18 protein-coding genes are annotated in these 17,411 nt (G+C 43.7%); all 18 read right to left on the bottom strand.

Annotated features, from left to right (window positions below):
- Nucleotides 1-52: 52 nt before the first annotated feature.
- Entirely contained in the window at nt 53-820 is a 768-nt protein-coding gene (gene rpsB / locus RZ44_RS02565) for a 30S ribosomal protein S2 (RefSeq protein ID WP_035808143.1), read from the bottom strand.
- A gap of 148 nt (nt 821-968) precedes the next feature.
- On the bottom strand, nt 969-1,739 hold the full coding sequence (gene codY, locus RZ44_RS02560; protein WP_035808142.1) for a GTP-sensing pleiotropic transcriptional regulator CodY: 771 nt from the start codon (nt 1,737-1,739) through the stop codon (nt 969-971).
- A 20-nt stretch (nt 1,740-1,759) separates the two neighbouring features.
- Entirely contained in the window at nt 1,760-3,139 is a 1,380-nt protein-coding gene (hslU, locus tag RZ44_RS02555; protein ID WP_035808140.1) for an ATP-dependent protease ATPase subunit HslU, read from the bottom strand.
- 16 nt (nt 3,140-3,155) lie between these two features.
- Nucleotides 3,156-3,683, bottom strand: a complete 528-nt coding sequence (hslV, locus tag RZ44_RS02550) for an HslVU peptidase proteolytic subunit (RefSeq protein WP_035808136.1) — start codon at nt 3,681-3,683, stop codon at nt 3,156-3,158.
- Nucleotides 3,684-3,688: 5 nt separating this feature from the next.
- On the bottom strand, nt 3,689-4,573 hold the full coding sequence (gene xerA / locus RZ44_RS02545; RefSeq protein ID WP_269448298.1) for a site-specific tyrosine recombinase/integron integrase: 885 nt from the start codon (nt 4,571-4,573) through the stop codon (nt 3,689-3,691).
- A 417-nt stretch (nt 4,574-4,990) separates the two neighbouring features.
- The gene (gene topA, locus RZ44_RS02540; RefSeq protein ID WP_035808132.1) at nt 4,991-7,054 is read right to left on the bottom strand and encodes a type I DNA topoisomerase; all 2,064 of its coding nucleotides are present in this window, start codon (nt 7,052-7,054) and stop codon (nt 4,991-4,993) included.
- 93 nt (nt 7,055-7,147) lie between these two features.
- The gene (gene dprA, locus RZ44_RS02535) at nt 7,148-7,951 is read right to left on the bottom strand and encodes a DNA-processing protein DprA (RefSeq protein ID WP_035808129.1); all 804 of its coding nucleotides are present in this window, start codon (nt 7,949-7,951) and stop codon (nt 7,148-7,150) included.
- A 157-nt stretch (nt 7,952-8,108) separates the two neighbouring features.
- Entirely contained in the window at nt 8,109-9,017 is a 909-nt protein-coding gene (gene sucD, locus RZ44_RS02530; RefSeq protein ID WP_035808127.1) for a succinate--CoA ligase subunit alpha, read from the bottom strand.
- 17 nt (nt 9,018-9,034) lie between these two features.
- A complete protein-coding gene (sucC, locus tag RZ44_RS02525; protein WP_035808125.1) occupies nt 9,035-10,204 on the bottom strand; it encodes an ADP-forming succinate--CoA ligase subunit beta in 1,170 nt (389 codons plus the stop codon).
- Nucleotides 10,205-10,422: 218 nt separating this feature from the next.
- Nucleotides 10,423-11,181 (bottom strand): ribonuclease HII, encoded by a 759-nt coding sequence (locus RZ44_RS02520; protein WP_035808123.1) that lies wholly within the window; start codon nt 11,179-11,181, stop codon nt 10,423-10,425.
- 4 nt (nt 11,182-11,185) lie between these two features.
- The gene (gene ylqF, locus RZ44_RS02515; RefSeq protein ID WP_035808120.1) at nt 11,186-12,043 is read right to left on the bottom strand and encodes a ribosome biogenesis GTPase YlqF; all 858 of its coding nucleotides are present in this window, start codon (nt 12,041-12,043) and stop codon (nt 11,186-11,188) included.
- A 361-nt stretch (nt 12,044-12,404) separates the two neighbouring features.
- Entirely contained in the window at nt 12,405-13,385 is a 981-nt protein-coding gene (locus RZ44_RS02510; protein ID WP_035808118.1) for a nuclease-related domain-containing protein, read from the bottom strand.
- A 360-nt stretch (nt 13,386-13,745) separates the two neighbouring features.
- A complete protein-coding gene (gene rplS / locus RZ44_RS02505; protein WP_035808113.1) occupies nt 13,746-14,093 on the bottom strand; it encodes a 50S ribosomal protein L19 in 348 nt (115 codons plus the stop codon).
- A 143-nt stretch (nt 14,094-14,236) separates the two neighbouring features.
- On the bottom strand, nt 14,237-14,908 hold the full coding sequence (gene trmD / locus RZ44_RS02500; protein WP_035808111.1) for a tRNA (guanosine(37)-N1)-methyltransferase TrmD: 672 nt from the start codon (nt 14,906-14,908) through the stop codon (nt 14,237-14,239).
- Nucleotides 14,908-15,402 (bottom strand): ribosome maturation factor RimM, encoded by a 495-nt coding sequence (gene rimM / locus RZ44_RS02495; protein ID WP_035808106.1) that lies wholly within the window; start codon nt 15,400-15,402, stop codon nt 14,908-14,910. Before rimM ends, trmD begins: the two co-directional genes overlap by 1 nt.
- Nucleotides 15,403-15,451: 49 nt before the next feature.
- Nucleotides 15,452-15,679 (bottom strand): KH domain-containing protein, encoded by a 228-nt coding sequence (locus tag RZ44_RS02490; RefSeq protein WP_035808104.1) that lies wholly within the window; start codon nt 15,677-15,679, stop codon nt 15,452-15,454.
- 5 nt (nt 15,680-15,684) lie between these two features.
- Entirely contained in the window at nt 15,685-15,960 is a 276-nt protein-coding gene (rpsP, locus tag RZ44_RS02485) for a 30S ribosomal protein S16 (RefSeq protein WP_035808102.1), read from the bottom strand.
- A gap of 99 nt (nt 15,961-16,059) precedes the next feature.
- Nucleotides 16,060-17,406: a signal recognition particle protein gene (ffh, locus tag RZ44_RS02480; RefSeq protein WP_035808100.1), complete on the bottom strand. Its 1,347-nt coding sequence runs from the start codon at nt 17,404-17,406 to the stop codon at nt 16,060-16,062.
- Nucleotides 17,407-17,411 lie beyond the last annotated feature (5 nt).

The raw sequence follows: 17,411 nt of genomic DNA, 5'->3' as shown, positions 1-17,411 counted from the left end.
TTTAAAAAAGGTGATAAGTATTACGCTTATCACCTGAATTCTCAATTAATTATTACGCGTTTTCTTCTTTAGTTTCAGCTTCTGCATCTTCTTCTTTTAAGTCGATGTTTTGTTCAGCTGCAACTTCTTCATCAGAAATACCACGCTGACCTTCTAAAACAGCGTCTGCCATTTTGCTAGTCATAAGTCTAACCGCGCGGATAGCGTCGTCGTTAGCCGGGATTACGTAGTCAATTTCATCCGGATCACAGTTAGTGTCAACCATTGCTACGATTGGAATTCCTAGTTTTTTAGCTTCTGCAATTGCATTGCGCTCTTTACGAGGGTCAACGATGAAAATAGCGCTAGGCATTTTCTTCATGTTGCGGATACCGCCTAAGAATTTGTTTAAGCGTGCATACTCTTTACGTAATTCTACAACTTCTTTTTTAGGAAGTACGTCGAATACGCCGTCAGCTTCCATTTTTTCGATTTCAGAAATTCTCTTGATACGCTTGTTGATAGTCTGGTAGTTAGTTAAGATACCGCCTAACCAGCGCTGGTTAATGTAAAGCTGACCTGCACGTTCTGCTTCTTCTTTGATAGCGTCCTGTGCCTGCTTTTTAGTACCGACAAATAGAACTTGTCCGCCTTCTTCAGAAACTGACTTAACGAAGTCGTAAGCTTCTGCAACTTTCTTAACTGTTTTCTGTAAGTCGATAATGTAGATGCCGTTACGCTCTGTGAAGATGTATCTGCTCATCTTAGGGTTCCAGCGACGTGTCTGGTGTCCGAAGTGTACACCTGCTTCAAGCAATTGTTTCATAGTGATTACTGCCATGATTTGTTTCCTCCTAATTGGTTTATACCTCCAGCATCGTGCTGAATAACCACCTGTTTAAAGGCACCGGTTAATCCCTTACTCTGCTGTGTGTATTTGGTCTTTTGACCATTTAATACTATAGCATATTTAAAATATCTGTGCAACCTTAGTTATCTTTCCTTAATTCCGGTAGGAAGTCTTCTTTTTTAACTTTGATAAATGTCCCTTTCATACCGAGTGAACGGGACTCGATAACACCGGCACTTTCAAGTTTGCGCAATGCGTTAACGATAACTGAACGCGTAATACCTACACGGTCTGCAACTTTAGATGCAACAAGAAGCCCTTCGTCTGCATCAAGCTCGTCAAAGATATGTTCGATTGCTTCACGCTCTGAATATGACAGCGAACGGATTGCCATCGCGATGCTCGCTTTGTCACGCGCTTTCTTTTCAACTTCTTCGTTCTTCTCACGCAGAATTTCCATGCCGACAACTGTGCCCGCGTACTCGGCAAGTACCAGATCATCTTCTGAGAATTCATTTTCTCTGCGTCCAAGTACTAAGGTACCTAATCGGTTGCCGCCGCCGTAAATCGGCACGATGCATGTTTCTGAATCCTGGTACGGGTCTTCTGCAGGGAAGATTGTCAGGTCATCTTCAAACGCGATGTTTTCACGCGTTTCAGTAATGCGCATAATCTGGTTTACGTAATACTCCGGGAACTGTCTGTTATCAAGCATATCAACGATACGCTCGTTTTCGATTGTCTGAACGACACCGATTCCAAGTAATTTACCTCTTTTAGAAACGATAAATGTATTACATTCGATAATGCGGCTTAATTTGTCCGCTACTTCCTCAAAGTCTACCTTAATATTTGAACTGCCCTGAATTAAATTGTTAATCTCACGTGTTTTCTGTAATAAAGTTGGCATAATATTTCACTCCTGTTAAATTATAAAATAAATTCGCTTAAGTCTTTATCTGTGGAAATGTGGTTTAGTTTTGAATCGACGTACTGTTTCGTAATCTCAACGTGCGCACCCTGCATATTGCTGGCTTCGTAAAGCAGCTCTTCAAGCAGCGTTTCCAGAATCGTGTGGAGACGCCGTGCACCGATATCGTCGTTTGACGAGTTTACTTTATATGCAATTTCAGCAAGTGCCCTGATTGCATCATCGGTAAATGAAACGGATACGTCTTCTGTTTTCAGCAGTGCCTCGTACTGCTGAAGCAGTGAGTTTTTCGGTTCTTTTAAAATACGTTCGAAATCATCCGTCGTCAGCTTGTTCAGCTCAACCCGGAGCGGGAATCGCCCCTGCAGTTCCGGAATTAAATCGCTCGGCTTGGCAACGTGGAACGCCCCCGCACCGATAAACAAAATATAATCCGTTTTAATCGAACCGTATTTCGTCTGCACTGTGGAACCTTCAACAATCGGCAGAATGTCGCGCTGCACACCTTCTCTCGAAACATCGCCCGAGTTCTGGCTGCCTTTTGCAATCTTATCGATTTCGTCGATGAAAATAATACCTGTCGTCTCTGCCAGTTCAACAGCTTCGTCGTTTACATTATCGAGGTCGATCAGCTTTTCAGCTTCTTCATCGATTAAGTACTGACGTGCTTTTTTAACTGACATTGTACGCTTGTGGGTTTTCTTCGGCATTAAGTTCTGCAGCATGTCTCCCATACCGTTATTATCCATACCCGGCATCATCATGCCAAGCTGATTTGAAGTTTCAGCAACTTCGATCGTCACCTTTTCATCTTCGAGCTGTCCGGCAAGCAGTTTCGCTTTGATGTCGCGGCGCTTCATTCTGACCGTGTCATCTATTTCTTCAAGCTCTTCATCCCGGTTTTGCTGATTCATCAGCATTTCAAAAGGATTCGTACTTGTCTGTTTTTGTTTTTTACGTCCCGGTGCGAGAAGCCCGGTGAGTCGTTCATTCGCTAATTCCACTGCATCGTCGGCTACTTCTTTTTTCTTAGTTTCTTTAACCATGCGCACCGCATTGTCCACAAGGTCTCTGACCATCGATTCAACATCGCGTCCGACATAGCCGACTTCCGTATACTTCGTCGCTTCGACTTTCGTATAGGGACTGCCTGTAATTTTAGCGATTCGCCTCGCTATTTCTGTCTTACCGACACCGGTTGGACCGATCATTAAAATGTTTTTTGGAATGACTTCCTCTTTAAGTTCATCATCGAGCAGCATTCTTCTGTAGCGGTTCCGCATCGCAATTGCGACTTTTCGTTTTGCTTCCTGCTGTCCGACAATGCTTTCGTCCAGCCGTGCTGTAATTTCTCTCGGAGAAAGATTATTGTTTGGCATTTAATTCACGCTCACTTTAATCAATTGTTTCTACTATTATATTGTCGTTAGTAAAGACGCAGATTTCACTTGCGAGGAGCAGGCTGTCCCTGGCGATTGTTTCAGCGCTTAATTCATCACCATGCTTTTTCATCGCACGTCCTGCTGCAAGCGCATAGTTGCCGCCGGAACCGATTGCGAGTATGCCGTCATCCGGCTCAATCACTTCACCCGTACCCGACACGAGCAGCAAATGGTCTTTATCCATTACGATTAACATCGCTTCAAGCTGGCGGAGCATTTTATCGCCGCGCCACTCTTTTGCCAGCTCCACTGCAGCACGCTGCAGGTTGCCGTTGTACTCGTACAGGTTCGCTTCGAATTTTTCAAACAATGTAAAAGCATCTGCCACACTGCCCGCAAATCCTGCCACCACCTGTTCATTAAATAAACGGCGGACTTTTTTTGCTGTATGTTTCATTACGACCTGATTGCCGAGTGTTACCTGGCCATCACCTGCAATCGCCATTTTGCCTTTGTGCTTAATCGCGAATATCGTCGTCATCAACGTCACCTCTTCTTATTACTCGGGTGTGCATTTAAATAAGTCTTCTTAAGCTGTTCTGTCGTCACATGCGTATAACGCTGTGTCGTCGATAAAGACTCGTGGCCGAGCAAATCCTGCACTGCCCTTAAATCTGCTCCGTTGTTCAGTAAATGTGTTGCAAACGTATGTCTGAAAGTATGAGGATGAATGTCGAGGTGAAGCGCACTGCGCTTCACGGTCATATCGATTATATGACGGAGCCCGCGTACTGTCAGCGGTCCCCCTCTATGGTTTACCCACATTGCATCATTTTTAAGTATGTCTTCGCTGTAAATTTCAGCATAGTTTTTGAGCGCTTCGGCTGCGCGGTCATGAAAAGGCACGACGCGCCATTTACGCCCCTTTCCGAGCAACCGGACAATCTGCACTGTAAAATCGATATCTTTCAGCCTCAATGAAATAAGTTCGCCTGCCCGCATACCGGTTGCATAAAGCAGTTCCAATATCGCGAGGTCTCGCTCATACATTTTGTGATTCTGATCCAGGCTGTCAAACAGTCCCTCGATTTCGTTCGGATACATAAAGTCCGGCAGAACTGCTTCCTTTTTTGGGAAAGGCAGTGCCGTAAACGGATTGATATCGACGCATGCCCGGTCCGCCAAATAATTATAGTAGCTCCGGAGCGTCGATATTTTTCTCGAAACGGTAGTTTTTTTAAAATTGCGCTCATACAGCATTGCCAGGTAATTTCTTGCATCAATATATTTAAACGTCTGAACAGATAAACTTTCTGTCTTCAAAAAAGTTATGAACTCATGAATGTCATGATCATAACTTTTTATAGAATGATCCGAAAAATTACGCTGATATTTTAACATTCGTAAAAAGTCATTGACGTAAATTTCAATCACCTCATTCTTTGTCTGAATTTTATCATAATTTAAAATATTTATCCAAGTAATACAATGTAAACCTGTCCAATAAATAAACAACATTAGCTATTTTAAACTATTTCTTATTAAATTGCACTTAATTGTGCAACTATTTATAATTCTGTCGGAATGGAAGACAATAAGGCGCTTTCATTTCGATAATGGCGGGATTCAGAGAAATACGAACATTTAATGAACAGAAGGGGCATATGGGGCCAGGACCTTTTTGGGTATTGCAAAATATTCCTGTGACGGTATATCGCAGAGCGTAACGGTTCGTGGTGTTAATAAAATATTGCAACCACATATGAAGCGTTCGTGCGGCTGAAAACAGATGACAGACTCCACTTACACAAAAAAACCGCACCCGGCATACCGGATACGGCTTTTAAATCAGCTTGCGTCTTCTTTGTAATCGCAGTTCGTACATTTAACCTGCGCTTTTTTGCCTTTCTTCGTTTCGACCAGGTGATGTTCGCATTTCGGGCAGTCGCGTCCGATTGGACGATCCCACGAAACGTAATCACATTCAGGATATCGTTCACAGCCGAAGAAAATTCTGTTTCTCTTCGATTTACGTTCTACAACCTGACCTTCTTTACAAGTCGGGCACTTCACGCCGATTTCTTTAACGATTGCTTTTGTATTGCGGCAGTCAGGGAAATTAGAACATGCCATGAATTTTCCATAGCGGCCCATTTTATATACCATTGGTGAACCGCATTTCTCACAGTCTTCACCGACCGGTTCGTCTTTGATTTCGATTTTTTCCATTTCTTCTTCTGCACGTTCCACCTGCGGACTGAATCCTTTATAGAATTCATCGATGACAACTCTCCACTCTTTATCGCCTTCGGCAACGGAGTCGAGACTTTCTTCCATATTACGCGTAAACGCAATATCGATAATGTCCGGGAAGTATTCCACAACCTGCTCGTTAACGATTTCTCCCATTTCAGTCGGGATAAAACGCTTCTGGTCCATACGGACGTAGTTGCGTTTTTGAATCGTATCAATCGTCGGTGCGTATGTTGACGGACGTCCGATTCCCGATTCCTCGAGCGTTTTAACTAAACGCGCCTCGGTAAATCTCGGCGGCGGCTGAGTAAAGTGCTGAGCCGGTTCAATCTTTTCCGATTTCACCGTATCGCCTTCATGCATTTCAGGTAGCTTGCTGTTTAGATCATCTTCCTTGTCGTCGGTACCTTCGATGTAAATCTGCATGAATCCTTTAAATTTAATAGTCTGACCTGTACTTCTGAATAATACACCGTTATTGCTCAGATCAATTTTAACTGTATCGAGAACAGCAGGAGCCATCTGACTCGCGATGAAACGGTCCCAGATCAGTTTATACAAACGGTGCTGGTCGCGGCTTAAATACTGTTTCATATTATCAGGTGTACGGTTTGCAGATGTCGGGCGCACCGCTTCGTGTGCATCCTGCGCTGCCTTTTTCGATTTCTGTACACCGGTAAATTCCTTACCGTATGTCGACTGTATCAGATCATACGCTTCGTTTTTCGCCGTATCTGATATACGCGTCGAGTCCGTTCTCATATAAGTAATCAGACCGACTGTACCTTCTTTTTTAATATCGATACCTTCATACAGCTGCTGGGAAAGCATCATTGTCTTACGCGCTTTAAAGTTCAGTTTGCGCGCCGCTTCCTGCTGCAGCGAAGATGTCGTAAACGGCTGTGCCGGGTAACGTTTCTTTTCTTTCTTTTCAACGGAGTCGATGTGGAATTCGTCACCTTTAATTTCAGCCATGACTTTGTCGACATCGGCTTTCGTATTAAGCTTCGTCTTCTGTTTATCAGAAGCAAGCTTGTTGAACTTGCCTGTGAATTTCGAACGGCCTGTTTTAAATGTACCTTCAATAGACCAGTATTCTTCAGGTACGAATTTACGGATTTCATTTTCACGGTCGATAATTAATTTAAGTGCAACTGACTGCACACGCCCCGCGGATAATCCTTTTTTGACTTTCTTCCATAATACAGGTGAGATGTTATAGCCCACCAGGCGGTCAAGTATTCGGCGCGCCTGCTGTGCATCAACAAGCTGCATGTCGATCTCAGCCGGTGTTTTAAAACTCTCTTTCACTGCATCTTTTGTAATCTCGTTGAAGACCACGCGGTAATAATCGTTGTCGGGTCCGAGTGCGTGGCTCAGATGCCATGCTATCGCTTCCCCTTCTCTGTCGGGGTCACTTGCGAGAAATACTTTCTTTGCTTTTTTAGCTTCTTTTTTTAATTCTTTTAACAGCGGACCTTTCCCGCGTATAGTAATATATTTTGGTTCGTAATTATTTTCTGTATCAATTCCAGTCTGACTGCGTGGAAGATCTCTCACGTGTCCCATGGAAGCAATTACTTTATAACGTTTACCGAGGTACTTTTCAATTGTCTTTGCTTTCGCAGGTGATTCTACGATAACTAAATTGTCTGCCACTCTGCTGCCTCCTAATTTGCTTTTAATCTATTCAAGTCCAAATGATACACAGTAAAATTTTACTTTGTCAATAAAAATCGACTTATAAAAATTTCACAGCTGCCCGTTTTCATCGAAATCACGCTGGATATCTGCTGATTCAGTAACTGCTTCAGCGCCTTCCTTAATACGTAAATTCGTTCCTTTCGACAGGGCTGATGTAATGTTTCCCGGCAGGCAGTATACACTCCGGTTATCATCGAGTGCCATTTCCAGAGTAATTAAACTCCCGCTTTTTTCTTCCGCTTCAGTGACCAGCACACCTCTCGCACAGCCCGCAATAATTCTGTTCCGTGCAACAAACTGCCACTTCTGAATCGGCGTATCCGGCGGATATTCACTGATTGTTAAATGTGTTTTTTCCATCGTATTTCGAATATCCGCCGTCGTTTTCGGATAGTGCGTATTATGCCCGAATGCGAGCACACCGATTGTGTGCAGTCCGTTTTTAACTGCTATCCTGTGAGCTGCTTCATCAGCACCGTACGCAAGTCCTGATATAATAGCAATATTTTCCAAAGACGGCAAGAGGTGTTCCAGTGATTTCGTCGTATAATCCGTCGCTTTACGGCTCCCGACTACCCCGAGCATCTTTAATGTAAGCAGCGATGGATTTCCACGATAATATAATATGTAGGGAAAATCATAAATTTCTTTTAATAATGACGGATAAAGCCTGTGGTTATGCGTGATATAGCCTATGTTTTCCCGTTCCAGAACAGCCAGAATTTCAGCTCTGTCGAGTGTTTCCGCGACTTTGAGTTTCCGTTTCAGTTCCGGTGAAATCCAGCCGTTATTAACGAGTGTCAAATATTCTTTTGACGTTACACCTGCATGACTCAAAAGCAGTAAATCCATTCTCATCACTCCGTAATCGTATTACTTCTATTATATGAGTTTCCGGGAGAAATCAGATTTCATTTTACCGACAAAAACTTCCAGTAAAAGACAAAAAAAGACGATAATCCGTCAGGATTACCGTCTTTTCCACTCACTTAAGCGAGTTATATTAAATTTATTTTACAGTCAGACATTTTTCGTAAAGTCCGTCTTCTTTCTTAATACGGCTGATCAGCGTTTCACCGATTTCAGATGGTGTAGCAGCTGTTTCAATTCCGCATTCGTTCATGATACGGATTTTCTCGTCTGCAGTACCTTTACCGCCTGAGATAATCGCACCGGCATGGCCCATACGTTTCCCTGGAGGTGCAGTTTGTCCGCCGATGAAGCCGACTACAGGTTTAGTCATGTTATCACGAACCCACTCTGCAGCTTCTTCCTCAGCAGTACCGCCGATTTCCCCGATCATTACTACAGCGTATGTTTCAGGGTCTTCGTTGAATTCTTTTAATACATCGATAAAGTTTGTTCCGTTAACAGGGTCTCCGCCGATACCGACAGCAGTTGTCTGGCCGACACCTTCCTGAGTTAACTGATGAACTGCTTCATAAGTTAACGTCCCTGAACGTGATACGACACCAACGTGTCCTTTTTTGTGGATATATCCAGGCATAATACCGATTTTAGTTTCGTCGGCAGTAATAACACCAGGACAGTTCGGTCCAATCAGACGCGTGTTTTTACCTTCCAGGTAACGTACTACTTTAACCATGTCGAGTACCGGGATATGCTCTGTAATACAAATTACCAGATCAAGTTCCGAGTCAGCAGCTTCCATAATTGAATCTGCTGCGAATGGAGCCGGCACGTATACTACTGATACAGTAGCGCCAGTTTCTTTTTTAGCTTCTTCTACAGTGTTAAATACAGGTACGCCTTCAACTTCCTGTCCGCCTTTACCAGGTGTCACACCAGCAACGATCTGAGTACCGTACTCAAGCATCTGCTTCGTGTGGAATAGTGCTGTTGAACCCGTGATACCCTGTACCATAACTTTAGTATTCTTATCTACAAATACAGCCACAATATATTCCTCCGTTATTATTTATTTTCGTTTACAGCAGCGATGATCTTCTGAGCACCTTCAGCCATTGTGCTTGCCGGTGTGATTGCAAGACCTGAATCTGCGAGAATTTTCTTACCAGCTTCTACGTTCGTACCTTCTAAACGAACAACCAGTGGAATTTCAAGTCCTACGTTATTAACTGCTTCTACTACACCTTCAGCAATAACGTCACACTTCATGATTCCGCCGAAAATATTTACAAAGATACCTTCAACAGCTTTGTCGCTTAAAATAAGCTTGAATGCCTCAGTAACTTTCTCAGCAGTCGCGCCGCCCCCTACGTCAAGGAAGTTAGCAGGTTTTCCGCCGAAGTGGTTAATAGTATCCATCGTTGCCATTGCAAGTCCGGCACCGTTAACCATACAGCCGATATTACCTTCTAAAGCGATATACGCTAAATCGTGTTTAGATGCTTCGATCTCTTTTTCATCTTCTTCATCGAAGTCGCGTAACTCAACGACATCTTTGTTTCTGAAAAGAGCGTTAGCATCGAAGTTAACTTTCGCATCAAGTGCGATAACTTCACCTGCACCTGTAGTTACAAGCGGGTTAATTTCCATAATTGCTGCATCTTTTTCCATGAATACATCATATAAAGCAAGCATTAATTTAGCAGCTTTGTTTACCGATGCTGTTGGAATGTTGATGTTGAATGCCAGTCTCTTAGCCTGGAACGGCAGAAGACCTACAACCGGATCAATAACTTCTTTAAAAATCTTTTCAGGAGTTGCTTCTGCCACTTCTTCGATTTCTGTCCCGCCTTCTTCAGAACCCATTAATGTAACGCGGTTCGTCGCGCGGTCAATTACGAAACCTAAGTAGTATTCGCTGTCGATATCGCACCCTTCTTCAATAAGAAGACGTTTGATTTCAGTCCCGTCCGGACCGTTCTGATGAGTTACTAATACTTTGCCTAATAATTCTTCAGCGTATTCTTTAACCTCATCGACAGATTTTGCTATCTTAACGCCGCCTGCTTTCCCACGGCCACCTGCGTGGATTTGAGCTTTGACAACGTAGACATCTGAATCAAGTGTTTTTGCTACTTCAACTGCTTCTTCTGGTGTAAGAGCAACGTTACCTTTAGGTACGTTTACACCCATTGAGCGAAAAATTTCTTTTCCCTGATACTCATGGATATTCATGATTTTCCTCCTAAGACTTTTTAATAAAGCTTACATTCCTAATTATAGGAAACAGTTACCTGATTGTAAACGTGTAAGTGGTAACTATTCAAACAAATTATTGTTATTTTGAGAAAGTTTGAAAAGTATTTCACAAGTTATAAAGAATATAGTTCGAATACGCACTATTATCATGTTTTTCACTGTTTTATGAGCATAAAGATTGTGAATAATATTACTTAAAACTGCATACCGAACATACTTTTAACCGGTTCAAATGTCTTTCTGTGAATCGGTGCCGCACCGTATTTTTCAAGTGCTTCAAGATGCGCTTTCGTGCCGTATCCTTTATGATTTCCAAAGCCGTATTCCGGATATTCAGTATCGTACTTTTCCATCATCATATCCCGTGTCGTCTTCGCAATAATCGAAGCCGCCGCAATTGAATTGGACACAGCATCCCCTTTAATCAGCGACGTCTGCGGAATACCGTTGTCGAGGGTCATCGCGTCGATCAGTAAATGTCCGGGTGACACAGGTAAATTATCGAGCGCACGCTGCATCGCAATTTTCGTTGCGTTATAAATGTTGTGCGTGTCGATTTCTTCAGCCGTGACGATGCCGATACCGTACGCCGCATGCTCCATTATCTCTTCACGAAGTGCGAGGCGTTTAGCGAGCGGGACTTTTTTCGAGTCGTCGAGGCCGATGATTTTACGGTCTTCCGGCAGTACTACAGCGGCCGCAACCACTTCGCCCGCGAGCGGTCCGCGGCCCGCCTCATCGATGCCGGCAATGATGACACCCTGATGTTTGTTTTCATGCTGCAGCATCGTTTCGTAGTGTTCGAGCAGTGCCCTTTCTTTTTCGAGGAGGCGCGCCCTTGATTTAAGCGCGCTCTGTACACCTTTGCGCTCGTCTTCGTTAAATGGAGAGGCCGTTAAATCTTCGATGGTTTTTATCTTGTTGATTTCGAGTTTTATATCGCTTATCTTCATATAATTATTCTTCTTCCTGTGCAAAATCGAATGTCAGCTTACCGATTTTCGCATCACGTGTATCGTAGATTACTCTTTCTGTGACGCGCTCGTAGTCGATTTCGTTGCCGCTCATCTTGAAACCGCGCGACCGGCCGATCGCATCAAAGATTTCCACGATTTCCGTGTTCGCGTCGATATTGATGTTGTAAAATTTGTTCAGCCCTTCGAGATGGTGTGTCTGCATGAATTTAAGTGCATATATCGCGATATCGTCGAGGTTTACGACGTTATCCTTGATTGCTCCGGTAAGCGACAGTTTCTGACCGATAGACGCGTCTTCAAATTTCGGCCACAGCACACCCGGCGTATCGAGCAGTTCCATTTTCGTTCCCGCTTTAATCCATTGCTGGGCCTTCGTAACACCCGGTGTGTTACCTGTTTTCGCAACTTTACGCTTTGCAATATTGTTAATAATCGTCGATTTCCCTACGTTAGGAATGCCGACAATCATCGCTCTGATTGCGCGCGGATTAATACCTTTACGCTCCATGCGCTCGAAAATTTCCCTCGTCGCTTCGACTACCGTATTCTCTATTTTCTTCAGAACATTCGGCTCCTTGCCGTTCAGCGCTACAGGATAAACACCTTCAGCTTTCAGGCGTGCAATCCAGCGGTCTGTCTCCTTGCCGTTTGCCATATCTTTTTTGTTCAGGACGACAACTCTCGGTTTGTCGCCGATTACATGATCTAGCATCGGGTTTTTCGACGCGTACGGAATACGCGCATCGAGAATCTCGATTACAACATCCACTTTTTTCAGGCTTTCTTCAATTTGACGGCGAGCCTTCGCCATATGTCCCGGGAACCAGTTAATAGACATCTTTGGTTGCCCCTTTCTTCTGTAAATTATTTTAGTTTTGCTGGTTAGTTGAATGGTTGGTATATTCCCCTTATATTTTATCATGATTTTGGGGCGGGATGTGAGAGGGATTGATTGCGGGGTGCAGTGAGGTGTCGACATTTAGCAGTTTTCACTATATTAATTCTGGAAATCGATAAACTTCCTGTACAAGCATTCAACATTGTCAGTCAAACTAACTTGAGTGACAATGTCGATTCTATACTGTCACTCAATTCCATTTGAGTGACTATGTCTTTTTCACACTGTCAGTCAAAACAATTTGAGTGACAGTGTGAAAAACAAGATATATTTCAATTCATATTTACAGGATGGTCATATTTTATTTTTTGATATAATCTTTATATTTTCTATTTGACCTTTCTTTTATCATTGCTTCTTCAAAATCATAGTACTTGAATTCGTAACTGGTTGATTTCTTTTGTCCGTGACTATAGCAATACTTAGCAAGGGCTCGCAACACTGTCCTGTAATTCACCATTCCGCCTGTAAATTCCGTCATCCGCCTGCTCGTCATCTCAAGCGGTCCGAACAGATATTTAAAGTCACTCATCGCGCGGACCAGATGGGTTTCATTGCTTTCACGTGATCCGCATGTCTGACAGCGTAAGTGAAATTGATGTTTTTCGAGCTTAAAGCTCCCGCACCCGCCACAGTACAGGCCGTGCCTGACCGAATCGAATTCGACACGCTGTTTAAAGTACGGGTTCGGCACGATGTGCCGTTCGATTATATCGGCAACCTGTGATGCGTATGTTCCGCTGTACTCGTTACGGAATCCGCCAAAATACTGCCGGAGATCCACCCGCAGCACTACTTGTTTCCACACATTTTCCTCATTACTGAACAACCGGAAACTTTCATTCGGAAATACAAGTTTGCCGCTGACGTCGAAATTCATTCCGTGAGCAGTGCCGAGGCGCATCAGTTTGCCGACGGCGCGCCTGAGCTGGCTGAGCGCGTCGTCCGGAACCGGTCCGCTTCCCTCTCTCGTCCACATACTGCCTGCCACCCGGTAATCTCCCGTAAAATTTTTTATTTCGTTTACAACAATGCCGGATTCACTGATGATTAAAGTATCGTACTGTGTAACAGAATTCTCTATCTTTAAATAAATATCGCGGTATATGTACAGCCCGTTATGCCCTGCATCACCAAATATCCGGTCATACTCTCGTTCACCAGTCATCCCGATTTCCAGTCTGTTCAATTTATCGGCATCATATACAGATAGTGCAGTACGCCTGCCAAGCGCATTTAAAAACAGCAGCTCTTCCGGTTTCTTACGGATTGTTATAAACAAATGCCATCCTCCCTTAACATTTCTGTTAACACTTTTATACAACAAATTTAAATATAAATGCAACAAAAGTTAACAATATAAGCCTGATACAATGAATCTCCAGATTCATTTACGGATAAAAACCTGTTAAACACACATTAAAATACCGGAACAAGGGGGAGAACAGTAATTGAAATTACTACTTCAATTAATTAGATACGTTTGTTACAGCGTTACGGCCGGCCCACACTCCTGATTCTTATAATTCCAATAAACATCAAAAAATTCACGGAGACACTTCTGTCCACAGCCCGGAAGTTGATAGAGGAAAACAAAAAAATACCCGGGCCTCTGTGAGGTCCGGGTATTTTATAAGCAGTCTTATCGGATTTCTCTGATACGAGCAGCTTTACCGCGCAGGTTACGCAGGTAGTAAAGTTTAGCACGACGTACGCGTCCACGGCGAACAACATCGATTTTCTCGATCTTAGGCGTGTGAACAGGGAATGTACGCTCAACACCAACACCGTAAGAAATCTTACGTACTGTGAATGTTTCTGAAATTCCGCCACCGCGGCGTTTGATTACAACACCTTCGAATAGCTGGATTCTTTCGCGGTCTCCCTCAACGATACGAACGTGTACTTTAACTGTGTCTCCTGCTTTGAATTCAGGGATATCAGTTTTAAGCTGTTCTTTAACGATAGAATTTAATAATTCCTGTGACATAATATATCTTCTCCTTCTTCCAATTATCTTGCCCGAAGTTCTTTGGCAGCGGATGATTGTGATATTTACGTGTATTTACACTCGTATAATATTATCATACTAATGGTGACCATTCAATCACTTTTAGAAATAAAGTTAACCTTTTACCCGTCCAGTAAATCCGGACGGCGTTCTCTTGTGCGTTTTAAACTTTGTTCATGACGCCATTCTTCAATGTGCTTATGGTTGCCTGACAGCAGTACTTCCGGCACTTTCATGCCGCGGTATTCTCTCGGGCGTGTGTAATGCGGATGTTCAAGCATTCCCGTTGAGAATGAGTCTTCCTGATGGCTCGCCTGGTTGCTCAGCACATCGGGAATCAGACGGACGATTGCATCGGTCATTGTCATCGATGCGAGTTCGCCGCCTGTTAAAACGTAGTCACCGATTGATACTTCATCGGTAACGAGCGTACGGATACGTTCATCGTAACCTTCGTAATGGCCGTTTATAAAGACGATGTTGTCCTCTTCAGCGAGCTCTTCTGCAAGCTTCTGATCAAACGGCTTGCCCTGCGGACACATTAAAATAACGCGCTTGTTATCGCCGATATTAAGACTGTCCATCGCGTTGAATACAGGTTCCGGTTTCAAGACCATGCCTGCGCCCCCGCCGTATGGATAATCATCGACTTTATTGTGTTTATCGCCTGAAAAATCACGGAAATTAATCATGTGATAATCGACGATGCCTTTATCTTTTGCACGCTTTAAAATAGATGCACCGAGGACACCTTCGTACATGTCCGGAAACAGTGTTAAATAATATATATTCATTAATCCAACAATCCTTCGAGTGGTGTAATTTCTACAATGCCGCGTTCGATGTCGACAGTTTTAACAACCTGTTCGATATACGGAATTAAATATTCGCGCTCCCCCTGGATAACCCAGACGTCGTTTGCACCGGTGAACATGACTTCGGAAATTTTTCCGAGTTCTGTATTGTCGTCGAGATTGATTACAGTCAGCCCGACAATATCTTTAACGTGATATTCATTGTCATCGAGATCAAGATCTTCATCGCTTTCTTCGATAAAAACATCCTCGCCTTTTAAATGAAGAATATCGTTCATGTTCGACACGCCTTCAAACTTCAGCATGTGGAAGTTTTTGTGCGTACGGTACGAATCAATCGTCAGCGTACGGCCGGCGATTTCGACTGTATTGCCCGCTGCAAAGCGGTCTTCCAGAAAATCCGAGTTGCTTAATATTTTAACTTCACCGCGTACACCGTGGAAATTTACCAGTTTACCAATTTTAATTCGCAAGATGAACACCTCTTATAAAGAATAAAAAGACACACTGTTAAAGTGTGTCTTAATGCAAATCAACAAACACTTTCTTTGACGCGTCTCTGTCAGCGTTTGAAACTACGATGCGGAGCGCTTTAATAAAACGGCCGCCGCGGCCGATTATTCGCCCGACATCTGATTCATGTACGCTTATTTTATACGAAACTTTATGCGGCGTCTCATCACATGTAATGACGAGTTCTTCCGGATAATCCAGCATCGGTTCAAGAATTGTTTGAAGTAATTTGTCCATCGGAATTATTTCCCGAATTTAGCATTGTGGAACTGTTCCATGATGCCTTTGTCACTGAAGATGTTACGTACAGTGTCGCTTGGCTTAGCACCATTTTGTAACCACTCTAACGCTTTTTCGTTGTCTAATACAACGTTATCTTCAGATTTAGAAACCGGGTTATATGAACCGATTTGTTCGATGATTCTACCATCTCTCGGGCTGCGTGCATCTGCAACTACGATACGGTAGAAAGGATTTCTTTTAGAACCCATACGAGTTAATCTAATTTTTACTGCCATGTGTGAAAACTCCTCTCTATACTTCTTTTCGACTTTCTTATCATAACAAATGAAAACACACATGTAAAGAGTTTTTCCTTTACATGTGTGTTTTTTATTTTAAAACGGCAGACCCATGCCGCCAAACGGATTTTTACCTTTACGTTTGCCGCTTGTCATCTGTTTCATCATTTTCTTCATGTCGTTAAACTGTTTTAATAAGCGGTTGATTTCCTGCAGTGAACGGCCGGAGCCTTTCGCAATACGTTTCTTGCGGCTCGCGTTCAGCTTTTCAGGATGTTCGCGTTCTTCCAGTGTCATCGAACGGATAATCGCCTGGACGTGGTCGATTTCCTTGCCGGTGAACTGCATTTTATCGAGCCCTTTAATTTTGTTTGCACCCGGCATCATCTTAAGCAGATCGTCGAGCGGCCCGAGTGTTTTCACCTGATCCATCTGAGACAGGAAGTCGTCGAGTGTAAAACTTGAGTCTTTCAGTTTTTTCTCAAGCGCCTTCTGTTCATCTTCGTTAACGTTCGCCTGTGCTTTTTCGATAATGGATAAAACGTCACCCATACCGAGAATACGCGAAGCCATGCGTTCCGGGTGGAATGCTTCCAGTCCGTCCATCTTCTCGGAAACCCCGATAAACTTAATCGGTTTTTCAGTCACGGAACGAATTGACAGCGCAGCCCCGCCTCGCGTATCACCGTCCAGTTTAGTCAGTGTCACGCCCGTAATATCCAGCAGCTCGTTAAAGCTTTCAGCAACGTTAACTGCATCCTGACCCGTCATCGAGTCGACAACGAGCATGATTTCATCGGGGTTTGACAGTTCCTTAACGTTTTTAAGTTCGTTCATCAGAGCTTCATCGACGTGCAGTCGGCCTGCCGTATCGATGATTACTGTGTCGAGGTGTTCCTCTTTTGCGTGTTTCATCGCATTCTCAACAATTTCTTCAGGTTTAACCTGATCACCCATCGAGAATACCGGAATATCGATTTGTTTACCGACCGTCTGCAGCTGGTCAATCGCTGCCGGACGGTAGATGTCTCCCGCTACGAGCAGGGGACGCTTATTGTGTTTTTTACGCAGGTGAAGGGCAAGCTTACCTGCTGTCGTCGTTTTACCTGCACCCTGCAGGCCGACCATCATTATGACTGTCGGCGGTTTCTGCGCCAGATTAATCTTCTGGTTTTCCCCGCCCATCAGCGATGTTAATTCTTCCTGAACGATCTTAATGACCTGCTGGCCGGGTGTTAAGCTCTGCATAACATCCGAACCGAGTGCGCGTTCTTTAACGTCGTTGACGAACTGTTTCACAACTTTAAAGTTAACGTCGGCTTCGAGCAGTGCAAGACGCACTTCGCGCATCATTACTTTTACGTCGGATTCAGTTACTTTACCTTTACCTTTAATGCGGTCCATAGTGGACTGCAGACGTTCTCCTAGACCTTCAAAAGCCATAGTGC

Origin of the sequence: Jeotgalicoccus saudimassiliensis (genome assembly GCF_000756715.1) — a bacterium.
In the GTDB taxonomy this organism is placed as follows: Bacteria; Bacillota; Bacilli; order Staphylococcales; family Salinicoccaceae; genus Jeotgalicoccus; species Jeotgalicoccus saudimassiliensis.
The sequence above is the reverse complement of the archived record's forward strand: the minus strand, read 5'-3'. Positions and strand labels throughout refer to the sequence as shown.